Below are 18,781 nucleotides of genomic sequence, written 5' to 3'. Positions count from 1 at the left end.
CGGGTGTCGCCTGTTACCATTCGCCGCTTGATTGTTTTGCTTTTCATTCTTTTCGAGACATGCCATGACCACCGTCCGCACTCGCATCGCGCCATCGCCTACCGGGGACCCCCACGTAGGTACCGCTTACATCGCATTGTTCAACTACTGCTTTGCCAAGCAGCATGGCGGTGAGTTCATCCTGCGCATCGAAGACACCGACCAGTTGCGCTCGACCCGCGAGTCCGAGCAGCAGATCTTCGACGCCCTGCGCTGGCTGGGGATCGACTGGAGCGAAGGCCCGGACGTCGGCGGCCCGCACGGCCCGTACCGGCAGAGCGAGCGTGGCGATATCTATCAGAAGTATTGCCAGCAACTGGTGGACATGGGCCATGCATTCCCATGCTTCTGCACCGCTGAAGAACTGGACCAGATGCGCGCCGAGCAAATGGCGCGCGGCGAAACCCCGCGTTACGACGGCCGCGCGCTGCTGCTGTCCAAGGAAGAGGTCGCGGCGCGTCTGGCCGCTGGCGAGCCGCACGTGATCCGCATGAAAGTGCCGACCGAAGGCGTTTGCGTAGTGCCGGACATGCTGCGTGGCGATGTCGAGATCCCGTGGGATCGCATGGACATGCAAGTGCTGATGAAGACCGACGGCCTGCCGACGTACTTCCTCGCCAACGTGGTCGACGACCACCTGATGGGCATCACTCATGTGCTGCGCGGCGAAGAATGGCTGCCATCGGCACCGAAACTGATTCTGCTGTACGAATACTTCGGCTGGGAGCAACCGGAGCTGTGCTACATGCCGCTGCTGCGTAACCCGGACAAGAGCAAACTGTCCAAGCGCAAGAACCCGACCTCGGTGACGTTCTATGAGCGCATGGGCTTCATGCCCGAAGCGATGCTCAACTACCTCGGTCGCATGGGCTGGTCGATGCCCGACGAGCGCGAGAAGTTCTCGCTGCAGGAAATGGTCGACAACTTCGACCTCAAGCGTGTGTCCCTCGGCGGGCCGATCTTCGACATTGAGAAGCTGTCGTGGCTCAACGGCCAGTGGCTGCGTGACCTGCCGGTGGAAGAATTCGCCGCGCGCGTGCAGAAGTGGGCGTTCAATTCCGAGTACATGATGAAGATCGCGCCGCTGGTTCAGGGCCGCGTGGAAACCTTCAGCCAGGTTGCACCGCTGGCCGGGTTCTTCTTTGCCGGTGGCGTGAACCCGGATGCCAAGCTGTTCGAATCGAAAAAGCTTTCCGGTGATCAGGTGCGTCAGTTGATGCAGTTGATCCTGTGGAAGCTGGAAAGCCTGCGTCAGTGGGAGAAGGACAGCATCACCGCAACGATTCAGGCGGTGGTCGAATCCCTTGAGCTGAAGCTGCGTGACGCAATGCCGCTGATGTTTGCCGCGATCACCGGGCAGGCAAGCTCGGTATCGGTACTCGATGCGATGGAAATCCTCGGCCCGGACCTGACCCGTTTCCGTCTGCGCCAGGCTATCGACCTGCTGGGTGGCGTGTCGAAGAAAGAAAACAAAGAGTGGGAAAAGCTGCTGGGCGCTATCGCCTAAGCGCTTGCGGCTTGTGTAGGAGCTGCCGAAGGCTGCGATCTTTTGCTCTTGCTTCTAAAGACCAACGGCAAAAGACCGCAGTCTGCGCCAGCTCCTGAAGGTCGGCGGTGTGCGTAAACCTCCCGGATTTTCGGGGGGAGGGTGGTAAGTGATTGTTATGCCGACAAAAAACTTTGAAATTTTTCAAAAATAAGTTTGACAGGCTTTCGATACGCCCTTAAGATTCGCCCCGTCCTCAGCGATGACATCAACGATGAGGGGCTATAGCTCAGCTGGGAGAGCGCTTGCATGGCATGCAAGAGGTCGACGGTTCGATCCCGTCTAGCTCCACCAATTTACACTTCGAAGCCTGGCCACACCGGCTCCGAAGCGATCAACACTCAGCGTTGATCAGTTGTATGGAAGGGTTTGCGTCCCCTTCGTCTAGTGGCCTAGGACACCGCCCTTTCACGGCGGTAACAGGGGTTCGAGTCCCCTAGGGGACGCCAGTTTTACAGAAGCGATGTTGCAAGATGTCGCTCCGCCGCGAGGCGAAAAATCCGGGGCTATAGCTCAGCTGGGAGAGCGCCTGCATGGCATGCAGGAGGTCAGCGGTTCGATCCCGCTTAGCTCCACCAATTTTACAGTTCAAGGTCTGGCCACACCGGCCTTGAATCAGATCAGATCTCAGCACTGATCAGCTGTATAGAAGGGTTTGTGTCCCCTTCGTCTAGTGGCCTAGGACACCGCCCTTTCACGGCGGTAACAGGGGTTCGAGTCCCCTAGGGGACGCCACGATTACCCGCTCTGCGGGATTTATAAGGGTCATTCAATTATTGAATGGCCCTTTTGTTTGTCTGGCGTTTGGCCAACTCTCCATTTTCCTTACACTGTGCTTCAGACCAGCGGTCATATCCTCGACTTGCAGAATATTATTATGCGAATAATATTCTAGTCGTAATATTCGGAGGCAACGATGAACGATAAAAAAGCTCAAACCCGCGAACGCATCCTCAAGGCTGCCAGTGCTGCGCTGATGCAGCGGGGGCCGGCGGACCCCAGCGTAGGCGAAGTGATGGGCGCCGCCGGCCTGACCGTCGGTGGTTTCTACGCGCACTTCGAAAGCAAGGACGCCATGATGCTCGAAGCGTTCAAGCAACTGCTCAGCCGTCGACGCGACCTGATTGCCGACATGGACGCCGAGCTGACCGGCGAAGAGCGTCGCGCCCTGGTTGCTGCGTTCTATCTGTCGCGCAAGCATCGGGATTCCAGCGACGCTGCGTGCCCGATACCGGCTTCGATTGGCGAACTGGGGCGTCTGCCGGAATCCTTCCGCATCGCACTGAACGAACACCTGGAACTGATGATTGCGCAGTTGGCGTCCAGCCCCGAGGACACCGACAAGGCATTGGCCGATGTGGCGTTGATGGTGGGTGGTCTGGCGCTGGCACGCGCGCTGGGCCCGGGCGATTTATCCGATCGATTGCTGCGCGCTGCCAAGTCGGCGGTGCGTTGACCTGAAGGCAACACGCCTGAGGAGAGAGCGATGAACACGTTGAAGTGGGTTCGTGGCGTTAATGGCACCTTGGGCTGGATTGCACCAAAGCGGGTGGCGAGCAAAATGCGCGCAGCGTTCATGACGCCGCGCACGTTGCCGCTGCGCGATTGGGAGCTGCCGCTGCTGGCGAGCTCCGAACGCATTACTTTGCGCTTTGGCCTGTCGGCGCTGCGCTGGGGCCAAGGCCCGGCGGTGCTGCTGATGCACGGCTGGGAAGGGCGACCCACGCAGTTTGCGGCGTTGATCACCGCGCTGGTCGAGGCCGGTTACACCGTCGTTGCTCTGGACGGTCCGGCTCACGGCCGCTCGCCGGGGCGCGAGGCCAATGTCGTACTGTTCGCACGCGCCATGCTCGAAGCGGCCGCCGAACTGCCACCGCTGCAAGCCGTCATCGGCCACTCCATGGGCGGCGCCAGTGCCATGCTCGCGGTGCAACTGGGGCTGCGTACCGAAACCCTGGTCAGCATCGCGGCGCCCGCACGGATCCTCGGCGTGCTGCGCGGTTTCGCCCGCTACGTCGGCATGCCGCCGCGGGCACGATCCGCCTTCATCCGTCAGGTCGAGCAGGACGTCGGCATGCGCGCCGCCACCCTCGATGTCGCGCACTATCAATTGGATATGCCGGGCCTGATCGTGCATGCCGAGGACGACACTTTCGTCTCGGTCAAAGAATCGCAATTGATCCACGAGTCCTGGTTCGACAGTCGCCTGCTGCGCCTGGAAAGCGGCGGTCACCAGCGCGTGCTGGCCGACCCTCGAGTGGTTGATGGCGTGTTATCACTGTTGGCGGGGCGCAGCCTTCAGGCGCGGCAATCGGCCTGACATCCGTTACACTGCCCCGGTTGAATAATCTGACCGGGAGTGGGGCATGGGCTGGGATCGGGCAACGCCGTTCACCATTGATCTGCAAGTAGGCGCCGAGGACATCGACGGGCTGGGCCACGCAAACAACGCGGTGTACGTGACCTGGCTTGAACGCTGCGCCTGGCGCCACTCGCAGCGTCTGGGGCTGGATCTGGTCGAGTACCGGCGCCTGGATCGGGCGATGGCCGTGGTGCGGCACGAAATCGATTACCTGGCGGCGGCCTATGAAGGCGACGAACTGCAACTTGCAACCTGGATCGTCGATTGGGATCAGCGTCTGAAAATGACCCGGCACTTCCAGCTGATCCGCCCCAGCGACAACGCCACCCTGCTGCGCGCCCAGACCACCTTCGTCTGCATTGAACTGTCCACCGGCAGACCCAAGCGCATGCCGGCGGAGTTCATCGAGGGTTACGGCCCGGCGATCCAGTCCCCAGCCTGACCCAATCCCTGTAGGAGCTGCCGCAGGCNCGCAGCCTGCGGCAGCTCCTACAGGTGGTCGTGGGTTTAAACGGCTTAATCCAGTAAACTGCCGCACGTTTTTTCTTCCTGAGTAGTGTTTTTCCCATGCAAATTGCCCTGGCGCCCATGGAGGGGTTGGTCGACGACATCCTGCGCGACGTGCTGACCCGCGTTGGCGGCATCGACTGGTGCGTGACCGAATTCATTCGGGTCAACGATCAGCTGCTCACCCCGGCTTATTTCCACAAGTTCGGCCCGGAGCTGCTCAACGGCGCCCGCACCCGTTCCGGCGTGCCGCTGCGCGTGCAATTGTTGGGTTCCGATCCGGTGTGCCTGGCGGAAAACGCGGCGCTGGCCTGCGAACTCGGCTCGCAAGTGATCGACCTGAACTTCGGCTGTCCGGCCAAGACCGTCAACAAGTCCCGGGGTGGGGCGGTGCTGCTCAAGGAGCCGGAGCTGCTCAACTCCATCGTCGAGCATGTGCGTCGCGCCGTGCCGGCACACATCCCGGTCACCGCGAAAATGCGCCTGGGTTTCGACAGCCCGGACGGCTCGCTGGTCTGCGCCACGGCGCTGGCCGAGGGCGGCGCCGAGCACATCGTGGTGCATGCCCGGACCAAGGTCGATGGCTACAAGCCGCCAGCGCATTGGGAGTGGATTCCGCGGGTGCAGGACGTCGTCAAGGTGCCGGTGTTCGCCAACGGTGATATCTGGAGCGTCGAGGACTGGCGCCGCTGCCGCGAGATCAGCGGCGTCGAAGACATCATGCTCGGTCGCGGTCTGGTATCGCGCCCTGATCTGGCTAGGCAGATCGCCGCCGCGCGCGCTGGTGAAGAGGTGGTCGAGATGAGCTGGGCTGAGCTGCTGCCGCTGATTCAGGACTTCTGGCTGCAAGCCAAGGCGCAGATGACTGCACGTCAATCGCCGGGTCGCTTGAAGCAATGGCTGGCGATGCTGACGCGCAATTATCCCGAAGCTACCGAGCTGTTTACTGTGCTGCGTCGCGAGACAGAACCGGACCAGGTCTCGCGTTTACTGGGTTTGGCGGTCGCCGAAGCGGCCTGAAAAAAATCTTCAAATACTCTCTTGAAATCATTTTGGCGGTCCCTATCTAAGGGTTACGCGATGCCGAATTCGGGTCGCGGAGACACAAAAACTTGCTGATTGTTTTCAGGAGATTTGAACCATGAGTACCGCATTTTCCCTGGCACCACTGTTCCGTTCTTCGGTGGGTTTCGACCGTTTCAACGACCTGTTCGAAACCGCGCTGCGCAACGAGCCAGGCAGCACCTACCCACCCTACAACGTGGAAAAACACGGTGACGATCAATACCGCATCGTCGTGGCGGCAGCCGGTTTCCAGGAAGAAGACCTGGAACTGCAAGTCGAGAAGGGTGTGCTGACCATCAGTGGCGGCAAGCGTGATGCCAACGAAGGCGTGACCTTCCTGCATCAAGGCATTGCCCAGCGGGCTTTCAAGCTGTCCTTCCGCCTGGCCGATCACATCGAGATCAAGGCCGCCGATCTGAGCAACGGTCTGCTGAGCATCGACCTGTTGCGGGTGATCCCGGAAGAAGCGAAAGCCAAGCGCATCCCGATCAACGGGGCGCAAAAGCCGGTTCTGCAGCACTGAGTCACGTGCAGACACAAAATGCCTGAACAGGCGCTGAGCCGCTGAATGAAGGCCCCGATCCGTCGGGGCCTTTTTTGTGGGCGCAAGAAAAGCGCTGTTCGACTTTGCCCCTGACAGCGGTTTCTCTACAATCCGCCGCAGTTTTGCCGGCCCCACTCCTTGGCGGTCGGCCTGGAGCCTTTTTTCATGGACGAGATTCAACAGCGCTGGCTGTGCGCCCTTTCTGCACCAATGGCTGCGCTCAATACCGGCGCCGGGTACGACGACCCCGCGTTCTGCGACGACCACTACATCGATCTGAAAGACAGCTGGGGGATCGAGGATCGGCGGCAATTGTTCGACATGCTCGAATGGATGACCGATGACGGCCATGCCAAGCACCTCAGCGGTGCCTATCTGGCTTGGCAGCGTTGTCTGCCGAGTCAATGGCAGGCGTTGCTCGAAGAATTAAGCCCCCGCGAGCGTGTCCTGCATGAATTCGCCAGCCGTACGTTCGGCAGTTGCGGTCCTGGGGGGATTTTGTCCTGGGATTATGGGCGGATGGGGTTTCTACTGCGGTGTGCGGTACGCAATCAGTGGATCGATTTGGTCGAGAGCAACTGGCTGCACAGTCGCTTGGCCATCAGGGCGCAATTTCACTACGGCAACTGGATGGATTATTTCAATGGTTTTGTGGTGGGGCGGACCTTTTGGTGCTGCCTGAGCGCTAGCGATGACGAGCTGGCTTGCGAACTGGACCGACAGGGCAACAGCGCCCATAACCTGCGGATTACTCGTGGCCTTGCGCAGAATATTCCGCACTTTCTGGCTGATTTGCCTTGGCACATGGAAATTGAGCTGTCGCCACGGCCGGCATCGCTCAAGGAGTTCGACTGGTCATGAGTTGCTGGATCCGACTGGGCATCGAGCCTACTACTGACGAAACCCTGATTCGCAATGCCTACCGCGCACGCCTGCCGGCGCATCATCCAGAGACCGATCCGGAGGGTTTTCAGGCGTTGCGCATGGCTTACGAAAACGCGATGCGTCTGGCGCGTGAGGAAGAGGAGGACGAGTCCGAAGAACAGTCCGAAGAGGCAGAGCAGGAGATCGTCGCGATCCCTCAGGCGTTCGTGAATTTCTGCGAGCTGCTTGATGATCCCGCGCGGCGGTTCAATTTCGCGGCATGGCAGTCATTTGTCCTGGCACTGGATGAATTGTCACTGGATGAGCTCGATGAGCTCAGTTGGGGGCTCTACCACCGGATGGCGGGTGCCGGTCCGTTGTCCTACCGTTGCGCGAACCTGTTGGCCAGGCGAATGGCCTGGGATCGACAGTTGCTCGATCTGGAGTTCGACGATGCACACCGGGTGGAAGCCTTTCTGCAGCGAATCGAAACGCCCGACCCATTCGACACGGATTTGATGAGCGCCTGGTCAGAGGCTGCGCAGACTGAATCGCTGTGGTACGCCCGTAGTCTCGACTTCATCTTCTCTCAGCGCCCCCTCCATGAGTTCGCCGACTTCGCCAGTCAGCACACGTGCTTGCCGTTGCCGGATGATGCTGTGTTCATCAAGCGCTTGCTGGTGCAGTTCACTCAAGCGGGAATCGCTGCGTCGACATTTTTGCAGTGCTGTGTCGAGCAGCAACTTGCAGCTCCGGATGATGTGGACTGGCTGTACTTGCTTGCGTGTCAGAACAGCTTGTTGGGCCGGGACGATCATGCATTGCCTTGCTGGATCCGGCTGTGGAGCGAACATCGTCATCCGATGGCTGAAAGCCGTCTGCTGGAACTGTGTGCCAAGCGACAGCCGACCTTTCTACCGCTGCTGATTCAGGCATTCGATCGTCTGCAGGACTGCGCTGACTGGTCCGAGGATCTCGGGGATGAGTGCCAGGTCTATGGCAGTCCGTCACAGCGCCCGGAGACGCTGAATCGTTGGCTGGATGTCGGGCAGTTGCAGCTTGATAGTCTGGCGCAGAGCTTTGTCGACTGGCGCATGACGGGCGATGAACTCCCATTGCTAGCACAGTTGTTGGGCGAAAATGCCGACAGCCGATTGTTACAACTGTACCGACACGCGTGGGCGTTGCATCGGGGGGATTCAGCGTTGCTGCAGCAGATTCTGGATGCGCCGCTGCCGGTCGATGCGCTCGAAAGCCTGGTGCTGAGCGGTTTCAAATATCAGGCCGGGCAGCATCTGCGCTGGTTGAACAGTGCCCCGATTGCGCAGGCGATGGACGCTTTCTGCGAGGCGGACGCGATTTCGCGGAACTTGCCCGAGGTGCTGACAAAAGGCGAAACGCACAAGGTCTGTCGTTTGTGGCTGCGGCGCTTGCGGCCCTACAGCGCCGCCGCGCTGGAGCGAATGGCCGAAGCGTTCAGCCTGAGCGCCGTCAAAGACGACTGCGACTTGTCCGAACTCGATCTGCTGCTGCAGTTGAGCCGTCGCGGTATTGAATTGCCGCCGGTTGGCCTGGGGCAGGCCACATGGGAATGGAATGCCCAGACCCTGTTTTTACTGGCGTTGCTGGAGCAGCCCGGGCGTTGGCTGCAGTTGATTGATGCACAGTGCCTGCAGCGCCTGGCATTCAATCCTGCTCATCCTTTGGCTCGGTTGCAGCCACTGTTGCAGCGCTTGCGGCGTGAGCAAGGCAGTTGCGACGGTTTACTGGGATGGCTGCAAGGCGATGATCCGGTTCATGGTGTGTTGGTGCAGCAATTGTTCAGCGTGCAACAGGCTCTCGACAGCGCCAGATTGCCTGCCAATACCTTGCTTTACACCTGCGTCGAAAGCGACCGGGAAGCCTGCGGTGACGATCTGCTGGGTTTGTTGATGTTCTGGGGCGTGCTCTATCACGACCCGAGCCTGGGCGCCGAACAGCATCGTGCCTTGTTGCAGTCGATCGCGGCGGTCAGTTGTGAGGACGACTGGTTCGAAGGTTTTCGTGACGGCTTGATCAAGGGCCAGCCGGTGTGGCCGCCGCGCAAGGTGTTGACGGATTTCGGTGTCGACAAACTGCTGGCCTATGAGGCACTGGACGCACTCAAGTCCCTGATTCGTTATGGCGCTGCCGGAGTGCCGAAAACGCGCGTACTGCGCCAATTGCAGCAGGGCAAGGATGACGTGCAGAATAGTATCGGGTTACGACTGGCATTGTGTGCCTTGCTGTCCTGGTCCGAGCGTTTATTGCTGGCCAACAGCAATATTCAGCCGGTACCGGCGAGCGCGATCTGGCGCCTGGGGTCGCGGTTGGGGCGCAAGGCTTTTATTGCTCAGGTCCTGGCGTGTGTGGTGATTGCGCCGGTGGCGGGTCTGATCAGTGGTACCACGGTCTCTGGCATTCTGATCCTGTTACTCGGTGTCCTGCTGTTGCTCGTCGCCATTCTCCGCCGGTTGCACGATATGGGCCGGGGCATTCCCACCTTATTGATATTCATGGCGCTGTCACCGGTCCTGCCATTTTTGCCATTGGTGCTGTTCGGTTTTCCGGGAGATAAATTACCCAACCGCTACGGCGTGCCGCCGGACAGCGGTGGTAGCGACATGCTGTCCGGCGGCCTGCAGGCCGCATTACGCCGGCTCAACGGCTAAAGGCGCAGTTGATCCAGCGCCTTGTTGAGCTCCGAGCGGTGGCTGGCAATCTCTGACGGTTGCTGGCCGCCGAGTACCGTAGTGAACCTGTGCAGCCATTCGGCAATGCTTTCGCGTTGTGTGCCGAGGCTCTGCATCCACGCGCGCTCCAGGCGGGCCAGCAATGTGCGGTTGGGTAATGCATCACGTGGATGGACCTTCAGTGTGGACAGTCGGTTGTGGCTTTCCCTTCGCGCCTGTTCATCCAGCCCCGTGGGGCTGTGGTCAATGCTGTGGCTGTGGCGATCACCGGTCTCGAGCAGCGTGACGTCGACTTCGAGCAACCCATTGATGTCGTAACTGAAGCGCACATCCAGTTCCTGAATGTGCTCGCAGGGCGTCAAGTCGACATCGAAAGCCTCAATCAGGATGTTGTCACGTACCCACGGCCGTTCGCCCTGATAGACCGCAATGCGGATCTGTGCCTGACGGGGATGGGTGGTGTGATAGCGCTCCACCCGTGACGTCGGGATGATGGTGTTACGTTCGATGATCGGCGAAAAGGCACCGTCGATACCGTTGCCGCGCATGGTCGCAATCCCCAGCGTGTAAGGGCAGACATCGGTCAGGATCAACTCTTCCACCGCACCATCTCGCGCCTTGCACGCAGCTTGCGTGGCCGCGCCGAGTGCAACGATGGTGTCCGGGTCGAGATGCCGATACGGCAAGCGACCGAACAGCGTGGCGACCATCTGCTGCACCGCTGGCATCCGCGTGGCGCCACCGACCAGCACCAGGCTGTCGAGATCCCTAGGCTTCAGGCGTGCATCGCGCAGAGCCTGTTCGATCGGTGCGCGCAATCGTGCGAGCAATGGCTCCCAGATCTTCACGGCGGCGGCTTCGTCCAGCGTCCATTCAAATGACCGATCGGCATGGTGCCAGCGCAATGATTGGGTGCCTTCGCCGAGTTTGCACTTGAGCTGTTCCAACGCGTCGCCAAGGCTGGCCATGCCTTGAGCATCGATCATTGACGGGGCCAGTTGCCAGTTTTTCAGGCAGGCTTGCAACAGCGCAGCGGTGAAGTCTTCGCCACCGAGGAAGTTGTCGCCGGTGGAGGCATGCACTTCGATCAGCGGCAGTGCGTATTCCAGCACCGTGACGTCGAAGGTGCCGCCACCCAGATCGAAGATCAATGTGCGCTCGAACTTTTGCTCGTGCAGCCCGTAGGCCATCGCGGCAGCGGTCGGTTCATTGATCAGGCGCGTGACGGTGAGGCCGGCCAGTTCGGCGGCGAACAGGGTGCGCTTGCGTTGCTCGTCACTGAAATACGCCGGCACCGAAATTACAGCTTCCGATACCGGGTAGCCGAGAAATGCTTCGGCGTCCTGTTTGAGCGAGCCGAGCACCAGCGCCGACAATTCTTCCGGGCTGAAGTGGCGATTCCCGAGTTCGATCCGCTTGTCGCTACCCATGAAGCGCTTGAAGGCAGCGGCTGTGCGATCGGGATGCGTGGTCAGGCGAGCGCGAGCGGCTTTGCCGACCAGAATCGTGTCATCTTCATCGAGACTGACCACTGACGGGGTGAGTACCTCGCCGAGGGCGTTGGGGATCAATCGGGCCTGACCGTCCTGCCAGACGGCGATCAGGCTGTTGGTGGTGCCAAGGTCAATGCCCAGCAGGGCTGGGCGGGGAAGGGTTGCATCCTGCATGATCGATCTCGAAACAGCGCAAAAAACGCGACCCTACAGGTTGTCGCAAATCCTGACAATTATTGATCTGTTGCAAGCTGCCCGCCTCACGACAGCATCTTTTTCAACTCTTCCAACGCCACCGGCCGACTGTGCAGATAGCCCTGATACAAATGGCAGCCCAGCCCTTGCAGGAACGCCAGTTGCTCCGGCGTCTCCACGCCTTCGGCAATCACCTCCAGTTCCAGGCTGCGGGCCATGGCGACGATGGCGCGGATGATCTCGGCGTCGTTGGGGTCGGTGGTTGCGTCGCGGATGAACGACTGGTCGATTTTCAGAGTATCGACCGGCAGGCGCTTGAGGTAAGTCAGCGATGAATAGCCGGTGCCGAAATCGTCCATGGCGAAGCTCACGCCGAGTTTTTTCAGGCGACGCATTTTGCTGATGGTGTCTTCCAGGTTCTGGATGACGATGCCTTCGGTGATCTCCAGTTTCAGCAGCGAGCAGGGCAGGCCGTGGCTGCTCATGCTGTGTTCGATGCGCTCGACGAAGTCGTTCTGGCGGAACTGCCGTGGGCTGATGTTCACGCACAAGCTGAAGTTGAGCGGGTCGACCAGTTTCAGCGCGATCAGTTGTTTGAACGCTTCGCAGGCCTCGTCGAGGATCCAGGTGCCGACTTCCAGAATCAGGCCGCTGTCTTCCAGCACCTTGATGAATTCGGTGGGCGATTGCGCGCCCAGTTCCGGATGGTTCCAGCGCACCAGCGCTTCGGCGCCGATGATGCGGTTGTCCTGTGCGTCGACCTGCGGTTGGTAGTGCACGTTGAATTCGCCACGGGATAGCGCCAGACGCAAGTCAGTCTCCATGCGCAGCCGTTCGCTGGCCGCTTTCTGCATGGTGTTGTGGTACATCTGCGTGGTGTTGCGCCCGGAGTCCTTGGCCCGGTAAAGGGCAATGTCGGCGCGCTTGAGCAGGTCGGTCGGGGTCGAGCCGTGGTCGGGAATCAGCGCCACGCCGATACTCGGTGTCACTTGCAGGCGCTGGCCGTCGAGGAACATCGGCTCCGACAGCAGCTCGCGAATGGTGTCGGCGAGTTCCCGCACTTGCGCGCTGACCTCGTTGCGCGTGCCTTCGAGGCCGCTGAGCAGTACCACGAATTCATCGCCGCCGAGACGCGCCACCGTGTCCTCCATGCGCACGCTGGCTTCAAGCCGCGCGGTGATGATTTTCAGCACCGTATCGCCGACCGGATGACCCAGCGAGTCGTTGATGTGCTTGAAGTGATCGAGGTCGAGGAACAGCAGTGCACCGCGCAGGTTGTGGCGCTTGAGCAGGGCAATCTGCTGGCTCAGGCGATCCATCAGCAAGGCGCGGTTGGGCAGATTGGTCAGCGGATCGTGATAGGCCAGATGGCGGATCTGCGCCTCGGCATTTTTCAGCAGGCTGACGTCGCGCGCGGTCAGCAGCAGGCACGCGGTTTCGTTGAGGGTGATCGGTTCGATCGACACCTCCACCGTCAGCAACTCGCCGCGCTTGTTGCGTCCGAGCATTTCCTGATGATGCACGCGGCCCTTGATCTGCAGTTCGGCAAGCAGCGCCGAGCGTTGTTTCTCTTCGGCCCAGATGCCGATCTGGTACACGGTTTTGCCCACCACTTCTTCGGCCCGATAGCCGGTGAGGCGGCAGAAACCGTCGTTGACCTCCAGATAGCGCCCGGTGTCGCGCTCGGTGATGGTGATCGCGTCGGGGCTGGAGTGGAACGCCTTGGCGAATTTCTCTTCGCTGGCCTTGAGTGCGGCCTCGGAGCGTTGCTGTTGAGTGATGTCGCGCAGGGTGGTGACGATGCACGGCTGATTGCCGACGCTGATCTGCCGACTGGAAATCACACACGTCAGCGACTGGCCGTCCTTGTGCTGGACGATGATTGCGACATTGCTCAGGCCCTGTTCGCGGATGACGCGTTCGATGCGTTGCAGGCTCTTTGCCGAGGCGTCCCACAGGCCGATGTCCTCGGCGGTGCGCCCGATCACGTCGGCGGCGCTCCAGCCGAAGGTCTGGGTGAAGCTGTTGTTGATTTCGATGAACTCGCCGCTGTCCTGACGGGTGACGCAAATCGGGTCCGGACTGACCTGAAACAGCGTGGCGAATTTCTCTTCCGAGGCCACCAAGCGTTGCTCGCGCTCGACCTGATCGGTGATGTCCAGCAAGGTCCCGGCCATGCGCAGCGGCGCGCCGTTCTCGTCGCGGTAGAGGCGGGCGCGGCTTTCCAGATAACGTGAGCTGCCGTCGGGCAGTTGCACGCGATAAGTCAGCTGATAGTTGCCGGCCGGGCCCTCGCGCAGGCTGCGGTAGGCGTCGCGCATGCTGTCGCGCTCCTCACCGGGCACGCCTTCGAAAAACTCTTCGAATGACTCGTGAAACGGGATCGGTTCCAGCCCGTGCAACTGCGCGGCCCGCGCCGAGCCGTAGAGCATGCCGCTGGGAATGTGCCAATCCCAAGTGCCGAGTTGCGCCGAGTCCAGCGCCAGATCAAGGCGTTCCTGACTGTCTTTCAAGGCGTGTTCGGCGGCTTTGCGCTCGGTGGTGTCGAGGAACGTGCTGAGCAGATACGGCTGGCCTTCGAGCTCGACCTTCTGCGCGCTGAGAATGCCGTCATGAATCTGCCCGTTGCTGGCGCGAAACTGCACTTCCATGCTGACCAGTTCGCCTTTGGCCTTGGTCTTCTTCACCAGTTCGGCACGTTGTTCGGGGTGTACCCACAGGCCCAGCTCCAGGGTGGTGCGGCCAATGGCGCTCTGCACCGGCCAACCGAACAGGCTTTCGAAATACTGGTTGGCCTCGCTGATCAGGCCGTCTTCCTGGCGCGTCAGCAACACCATGTTCGGGCACAGATGAAAGAGTGTGGCGAAACGTTTCTCCGAGCTGCTGAGGGCCTGTTCGCGTTGACGCTGGTGGGTGATTTCGCGAATCACCCCGATCATTCGGGGACGGCCGTTTTTGTCCGGCAGCAGGCTGCCGCTGATTTCCAGCCAGTGCAGGCTGCCGTCGGGCCAGCGGATGCGGTGGTGCATCGCCTGTTCCAGCGGCGCGCCGGCAATCACCGCGTGGAAGGCGCGCACGGTTTTCGCCCGGTCTTCGGGTGGCAGCAGGTCGAGGTATTCGAGGTCCTGGGGCAGCGGTTGCCGTGGATCGAAACCGAACAGCGCCTGAGTGCCCCGTGACCAACTGATCTGACCACGCTCGATGTCCCAATACCAGGCGCCGAGCCGGGCGCCGTTGAGTGCGGCGAGCAGTTGCGGTGCACTCTCCCAGCTCTGCTCGGAACGTCGCGGATCAATGGCCTGAATACGCGGCATCGGCGGAATTCGGTCAACAGATTTCGGCATTGTTAACGGGCCTTGAGCTGATGGTGGCGTTAGGCACAGGGACAGCGGCTCTATAGGAGTAGCACAAGTTAGCCTGGAGTCCCTGGCAGATCGATTTGCGCATCCAGCAAGGCCATGAAAGCCCTTGCTGCATTCGACAGCGTCCGTTCGGTGTGCACGATATAGCCTAGCTGGCGACTGAGCTGTATGCCCGGCAAAGGTATGCGCGCCACCTGTTCGTCAAGCATGGTGCGGGGCAGAACACTCCAGGCCAGTCCAATGGACACCATCATCTTGATGGTTTCCAGGTAGTTGGTGCTCATGGCGATGTTCGGCGTCAGCCCTTGGGCTTCGAACAAGCGTTGGACAATGTGATGAGTAAAGGTGTTGCCGCCGGGAAAAACCGCCGGATGACCGGCAACGTCCGCCAGGCTCACGGCGCCGTTGCTGATCAGCGAATGCTCCGGCGCTACCACGAAATCCAGCGGGTCGTCCCACACCGGCGTGGCTTTGACCAGCGTGTGCGGCTCCGGGGCCAGAGTGATTACCGCCAGCTCGGCGCGGCCGTGGAGAATTTCTTCGTAGGCCACTTCCGAATCGAGGAACTGAATATCCAGCGCCACTTGTGGATAGCGGCGGGTGAATTCCCTCAAGAGTGGCGGCAAACGGTGCAGGCCGATGTGGTGACTGGTGGCCAGGGTCAGGCGACCGCTGACTTCACCGGTCAGGTTGGTCAGGGCGCGACGCGTGTCGTCCAGCACATTGAGAATCTGGTAGGCCCGGGGCAGCAGAGCGCGGCCGGCTTCGGTCAGGCCGACTTCACGACCCAGGCGGTCGAACAGTCGCACGTTCAATTGTTGTTCCAGCCCGGCGATGCGTTTGCTGATCGCCGGTTGGGTCAGATGCAGGCGTTCCCCGGCGCCGGAGAAGCTGCCGGTCTCGGCGATGGCGATAAACGCATTGAGGTTGGCCAGATCCATGGTTCGTATTCCAGTTGGTTATCCAAAGCATAAAAAATATGAATTTGAGTTATTTAATGTAACCCCATAGGATCGGCCTCACAAGCCAAAGGGTTATTGATAAGCCCAGGGCATAGAAACAAGCTGATGAGGAACCGTCTGATGGCCGGCAAAACGCTCTACGACAAGCTCTGGGATTCGCATTTGGTCAAGCAGCGCGACGATGGCTCGGCGCTGATCTACATCGACCGTCACATCATCCACGAAGTGACCTCGCCGCAAGCCTTCGAAGGCCTGCGTCTGGCCGGGCGCAAGCCGTGGCGCATCGATGCCAACATCGCGACCCCGGACCACAACGTACCGACCACGCCAGAGCGCAAGGGCGGCATCACGGCCATTGCCGACCAGGTCTCGCGTTTGCAGGTTCAGACCCTCGATGACAACTGTGATGAGTACGGCATCGTCGAGTTCAAGATGAACGACATTCGTCAGGGCATCGTCCACGTGATCAGCCCGGAGCAAGGCGCAACCTTGCCGGGCATGACCGTGGTCTGCGGCGACTCGCACACCTCGACCCACGGCGCCTTCGGTGCCTTGGCGCACGGGATCGGCACTTCCGAGGTCGAGCACGTGCTCGCCACCCAGTGCCTGGTCGCCAAGAAGATGAAAAACATGCTGGTGCGCGTCGAAGGCCAGTTGCCGTTCGGCGTGACCGCCAAGGACATCGTCCTCGCGGTGATCGGCAAGATCGGCACTGCCGGCGGTAACGGCCATGCCATCGAATTCGCCGGCAGCGCGATCCGTGATCTGTCCGTCGAAGGCCGCATGACCATCTGCAACATGTCCATCGAAGCCGGCGCCCGTGTGGGCCTGGTGGCTGCGGACGAAAAGACTGTCGAATACGTCAAGGGCCGTCCGTTCGCGCCGAAAGGCGCGCAGTGGGATCAGGCGGTTGAAGCCTGGAAAGACCTGGTTTCCGACGCTGATGCCAAGTTCGACACCGTAGTCGAACTGGACGCCGCGCAGATCAAGCCGCAAGTCAGTTGGGGCACTTCGCCTGAAATGGTGCTGGCCGTTGATCAGAACGTGCCGGATCCAGCCAAAGAGATGGATCTGGTCAAGCGTGACTCGATCGTCCGCGCCCTGAAATACATGGGTTTGAGCGCCAATCAGGCGATCACCGACATTCAGCTGGATCGCGTGTTCATCGGCTCCTGCACCAACTCGCGCATCGAAGACTTGCGCGCTGCGGCCGTGATCGCCAAGGGTCGCAAAGTCGCTTCGACGATCAAGCAGGCAATCGTCGTACCGGGCTCGGGTCTGGTGAAGGCGCAGGCGGAAGCCGAAGGTCTCGACAAGATCTTCCTCGAAGCCGGTTTCGAATGGCGTGAGCCGGGTTGCTCGATGTGCCTGGCGATGAACCCGGACCGTTTGGAGTCCGGCGAGCATTGCGCCTCGACCTCCAACCGTAACTTCGAAGGCCGTCAGGGCGCCGGTGGTCGTACCCACCTCGTGAGCCCGGCCATGGCCGCTGCGGCGGCGGTGAACGGTCGTTTCATCGACGTTCGTGAATTGATCTGAAGGAGAGCGCAGCATGAAAGCTTTTACCCAGCACACTGGTCTTGTCGCGCCTCTGGATCGTGCCAACGTCGACACCGACCAGATCATTCCCAAGCAGTTTTTGAAGTCGATCAAGCGCACCGGTTTCGGCCCGAACCTGTTCGACGAGTGGCGTTACCTGGATGTCGGCCAGCCGTATCAGGACAACTCCAAACGCCCGTTGAACAAGGATTTCGTGCTCAATGCCGAGCGCTATCAAGGCGCCAGCGTGTTGCTGGCCCGTGAGAACTTCGGTTGCGGCTCCAGCCGTGAACACGCCCCGTGGGCGCTGGAAGAATACGGTTTCCGCAGCATCATCGCGCCGAGCTACGCCGACATCTTCTTTAACAACAGCTTCAAGAACGGCTTGCTGCCGATCATTCTGAGCGACGCTGAAGTTGATGAACTGTTCAAGCAGGTCGAGGCCGCGCCGGGCTATCAGTTGCAGATCGATCTGCACGAGCAGACCGTGACCAGCCCGAACGGCAAGGTGTACCGCTTCGAGATCGACGCGTTCCGCAAGCATTGCTTGTTGAATGGGCTGGATGATATCGGCCTGACCTTGCAGGACGGTGATGCGATTGCCGCGTTCGAGGCCAAGCATCGTGTGAGCCAGCCTTGGTTGTTTCGCGACGCGTAATGATTTGCGGCGACACGGAAAAGATCGCAGCCTTCGGCAGCTCCTACATGGGCTGCGTAAACCTGTAGGAGCTGCCGCAGGCTGCGATCTTTTGATCTTGAAAATGAAAGGAAACCGCCATGACCAGCACCGCCCAGCACACCCAGGTTGTACAAAAGCAATTCGGTGAACAGGCCGCCGCCTACCTGAGCAGCGCTGTTCACGCTCAAGGCACCGAATTCGCGCTGCTACAGGCTGAACTGGCCGGGCAGGGCGCGGCCCGGGTGCTGGACCTGGGTTGCGGCGCCGGTCATGTGAGTTTTCATGTGGCGCCGCTGGTCAAGGAAGTGGTGGCCTACGACCTGTCGCAGCAAATGCTCGATGTGGTCGCCGCCGCGGCGGTTGATCGCGGTTTTGCCAACATCTCCACGGTCAACGGCGCCGCCGAGCGTCTGCCGTTTGCCGATGGCGAATTCGATTTCGTGTTCAGCCGTTATTCGGCGCACCATTGGAGCGACCTCGGCGTGGCCCTGCGCGAAGTGCGTCGGGTGCTGAAACCGGGTGGTGTGGCGGCGTTCGTTGACGTGTTGTCACCGGGCAGCCCGTTGTTCGACACCTATTTGCAGAGCGTTGAAGTGCTGCGCGACACCAGCCATGTGCGCGATTATTCTGCCGGCGAGTGGCTGCGTCAGGTCAGCGAGGCCGGGCTGCATACCCGCAGCACCACGCGTCAGCGTCTGCGTCTGGAGTACAGCAGCTGGGTCGAGCGCATGCGCACGCCCGAGGTGATGCGCGCGGCGATTCGCCAGTTGCAGCAGTCGATGGGCAACGAAGTGCGCGAATATTTTGAGATTGATGCCGACGGCTCGTTCAGTACAGATGTAATCGTATTGATGGCTGAGCGATAAGAATTTTTCCGGGCGCGCCCTGAGTGGCGCACCGACTGATGACATGA

At 60.6% G+C, this 18,781-nt stretch carries 14 protein-coding genes and 4 tRNA genes; 15 read left to right on the top strand and 3 right to left on the bottom strand.

Annotation, left to right across the window (positions count from 1 at the left end):
- Nucleotides 1–64 precede the first annotated feature (64 nt).
- From gltX to ACTJKS_RS15420, 12 genes are all read left to right on the top strand, one after another.
- A complete protein-coding gene (gene gltX / locus ACTJKS_RS15475) occupies nt 65–1,546 on the top strand; it encodes a glutamate--tRNA ligase (RefSeq protein ID WP_108183249.1) in 1,482 nt (493 codons plus the stop codon).
- A gap of 257 nt (nt 1,547–1,803) precedes the next feature.
- A tRNA-Ala gene (locus tag ACTJKS_RS15470) sits at nt 1,804–1,879 on the top strand.
- Between the two features lie 79 nt (nt 1,880–1,958).
- A tRNA-Glu gene (locus ACTJKS_RS15465) sits at nt 1,959–2,034 on the top strand.
- A 53-nt stretch (nt 2,035–2,087) separates the two neighbouring features.
- A tRNA-Ala gene (locus ACTJKS_RS15460) sits at nt 2,088–2,163 on the top strand.
- Nucleotides 2,164–2,244: 81 nt separating this feature from the next.
- A tRNA-Glu gene (locus ACTJKS_RS15455) sits at nt 2,245–2,320 on the top strand.
- A 181-nt stretch (nt 2,321–2,501) separates the two neighbouring features.
- The gene (locus ACTJKS_RS15450; RefSeq protein ID WP_041066015.1) at nt 2,502–3,041 is read left to right on the top strand and encodes a TetR/AcrR family transcriptional regulator; all 540 of its coding nucleotides are present in this window, start codon (nt 2,502–2,504) and stop codon (nt 3,039–3,041) included.
- A gap of 30 nt (nt 3,042–3,071) precedes the next feature.
- Nucleotides 3,072–3,905 (top strand): alpha/beta fold hydrolase, encoded by an 834-nt coding sequence (locus tag ACTJKS_RS15445; protein ID WP_108183248.1) that lies wholly within the window; start codon nt 3,072–3,074, stop codon nt 3,903–3,905.
- A gap of 46 nt (nt 3,906–3,951) precedes the next feature.
- A complete protein-coding gene (locus ACTJKS_RS15440; protein WP_108183247.1) occupies nt 3,952–4,389 on the top strand; it encodes an acyl-CoA thioesterase in 438 nt (145 codons plus the stop codon).
- Nucleotides 4,390–4,514: 125 nt separating this feature from the next.
- Nucleotides 4,515–5,474: a tRNA dihydrouridine synthase gene (locus tag ACTJKS_RS15435; protein WP_262949545.1), complete on the top strand. Its 960-nt coding sequence runs from the start codon at nt 4,515–4,517 to the stop codon at nt 5,472–5,474.
- Nucleotides 5,475–5,595: 121 nt separating this feature from the next.
- Nucleotides 5,596–6,042 carry an Hsp20 family protein gene (locus ACTJKS_RS15430; protein ID WP_108183245.1) on the top strand — a complete coding sequence of 149 codons (447 nt, stop codon included), beginning with the start codon at nt 5,596–5,598 and terminating at the stop codon, nt 6,040–6,042.
- A gap of 186 nt (nt 6,043–6,228) precedes the next feature.
- Nucleotides 6,229–6,924, top strand: a complete 696-nt coding sequence (locus ACTJKS_RS15425; RefSeq protein ID WP_262949544.1) for a DUF1266 domain-containing protein — start codon at nt 6,229–6,231, stop codon at nt 6,922–6,924.
- Nucleotides 6,921–9,617 carry a J domain-containing protein gene (locus ACTJKS_RS15420; protein WP_108183243.1) on the top strand — a complete coding sequence of 899 codons (2,697 nt, stop codon included), beginning with the start codon at nt 6,921–6,923 and terminating at the stop codon, nt 9,615–9,617. The genes ACTJKS_RS15425 and ACTJKS_RS15420 overlap by 4 nt, the downstream gene beginning before the upstream one ends.
- Here ACTJKS_RS15420 and ACTJKS_RS15415 read toward each other — a convergent pair.
- The 3 genes from ACTJKS_RS15415 to ACTJKS_RS15405 form a co-directional block, all read right to left on the bottom strand.
- Complete coding sequence (locus ACTJKS_RS15415) at nt 9,614–11,305, bottom strand: molecular chaperone HscC (RefSeq protein ID WP_262949542.1); 1,692 nt, start codon at nt 11,303–11,305, stop codon at nt 9,614–9,616. The two genes, ACTJKS_RS15420 and ACTJKS_RS15415, sit on opposite strands and share 4 nt — an antisense overlap.
- A gap of 86 nt (nt 11,306–11,391) precedes the next feature.
- Nucleotides 11,392–14,670 (bottom strand): sensor domain-containing protein, encoded by a 3,279-nt coding sequence (locus tag ACTJKS_RS15410; RefSeq protein ID WP_108183241.1) that lies wholly within the window; start codon nt 14,668–14,670, stop codon nt 11,392–11,394.
- A gap of 68 nt (nt 14,671–14,738) precedes the next feature.
- Nucleotides 14,739–15,629, bottom strand: a complete 891-nt coding sequence (locus ACTJKS_RS15405) for a LysR family transcriptional regulator (protein ID WP_041066034.1) — start codon at nt 15,627–15,629, stop codon at nt 14,739–14,741.
- Nucleotides 15,630–15,770: 141 nt separating this feature from the next.
- Between ACTJKS_RS15405 and leuC the strand changes: the two genes are divergently transcribed.
- The 3 genes from leuC to ACTJKS_RS15390 all read left to right on the top strand — a co-directional run bounded on the left by leuC (nt 15,771) and on the right by ACTJKS_RS15390 (nt 18,734).
- Nucleotides 15,771–17,189, top strand: a complete 1,419-nt coding sequence (gene leuC, locus ACTJKS_RS15400; protein ID WP_095668812.1) for a 3-isopropylmalate dehydratase large subunit — start codon at nt 15,771–15,773, stop codon at nt 17,187–17,189.
- 13 nt (nt 17,190–17,202) lie between these two features.
- Nucleotides 17,203–17,847, top strand: a complete 645-nt coding sequence (leuD, locus tag ACTJKS_RS15395; protein ID WP_108183240.1) for a 3-isopropylmalate dehydratase small subunit — start codon at nt 17,203–17,205, stop codon at nt 17,845–17,847.
- Nucleotides 17,848–17,966: 119 nt separating this feature from the next.
- Nucleotides 17,967–18,734, top strand: a complete 768-nt coding sequence (locus ACTJKS_RS15390) for a class I SAM-dependent methyltransferase (RefSeq protein ID WP_142579995.1) — start codon at nt 17,967–17,969, stop codon at nt 18,732–18,734.
- Nucleotides 18,735–18,781: the final 47 nt, after the last annotated feature.

Origin of the sequence: Pseudomonas sp. 22189 (assembly GCF_052045635.1) — a bacterium.
In the GTDB taxonomy this organism is placed as follows: Bacteria; Pseudomonadota; Gammaproteobacteria; order Pseudomonadales; family Pseudomonadaceae; genus Aquipseudomonas; species Aquipseudomonas parakoreensis.
Note: the sequence above shows the minus strand (reverse complement) of the source record. Positions and strands in the feature narration are given on the sequence as shown.

Bases quoted from the DNA above. Each gene is read 5' to 3' on its own strand.
- leuD (WP_108183240.1), top strand. From the start codon at position 17,203: ATGAAAGCTTTTACCCAGCACACTGGTCTTGTCGCGCCTCTGGATCGT.
- ACTJKS_RS15420 (WP_108183243.1), top strand. From the start codon at position 6,921: ATGAGTTGCTGGATCCGACTGGGCATCGAGCCTACTACTGACGAAACC.
- ACTJKS_RS15415 (WP_262949542.1), bottom strand. From the start codon at position 11,305: ATGCAGGATGCAACCCTTCCCCGCCCAGCCCTGCTGGGCATTGACCTT.
- ACTJKS_RS15430 (WP_108183245.1), top strand. From the start codon at position 5,596: ATGAGTACCGCATTTTCCCTGGCACCACTGTTCCGTTCTTCGGTGGGT.
- ACTJKS_RS15425 (WP_262949544.1), top strand. From the start codon at position 6,229: ATGGACGAGATTCAACAGCGCTGGCTGTGCGCCCTTTCTGCACCAATG.
- ACTJKS_RS15435 (WP_262949545.1), top strand. From the start codon at position 4,515: ATGCAAATTGCCCTGGCGCCCATGGAGGGGTTGGTCGACGACATCCTG.
- gltX (WP_108183249.1), top strand. From the start codon at position 65: ATGACCACCGTCCGCACTCGCATCGCGCCATCGCCTACCGGGGACCCC.
- ACTJKS_RS15410 (WP_108183241.1), bottom strand. From the start codon at position 14,670: ATGCCGAAATCTGTTGACCGAATTCCGCCGATGCCGCGTATTCAGGCC.
- ACTJKS_RS15390 (WP_142579995.1), top strand. From the start codon at position 17,967: ATGACCAGCACCGCCCAGCACACCCAGGTTGTACAAAAGCAATTCGGT.
- leuC (WP_095668812.1), top strand. From the start codon at position 15,771: ATGGCCGGCAAAACGCTCTACGACAAGCTCTGGGATTCGCATTTGGTC.
- ACTJKS_RS15405 (WP_041066034.1), bottom strand. From the start codon at position 15,629: ATGGATCTGGCCAACCTCAATGCGTTTATCGCCATCGCCGAGACCGGC.
- ACTJKS_RS15450 (WP_041066015.1), top strand. From the start codon at position 2,502: ATGAACGATAAAAAAGCTCAAACCCGCGAACGCATCCTCAAGGCTGCC.
- ACTJKS_RS15440 (WP_108183247.1), top strand. From the start codon at position 3,952: ATGGGCTGGGATCGGGCAACGCCGTTCACCATTGATCTGCAAGTAGGC.
- ACTJKS_RS15445 (WP_108183248.1), top strand. From the start codon at position 3,072: ATGAACACGTTGAAGTGGGTTCGTGGCGTTAATGGCACCTTGGGCTGG.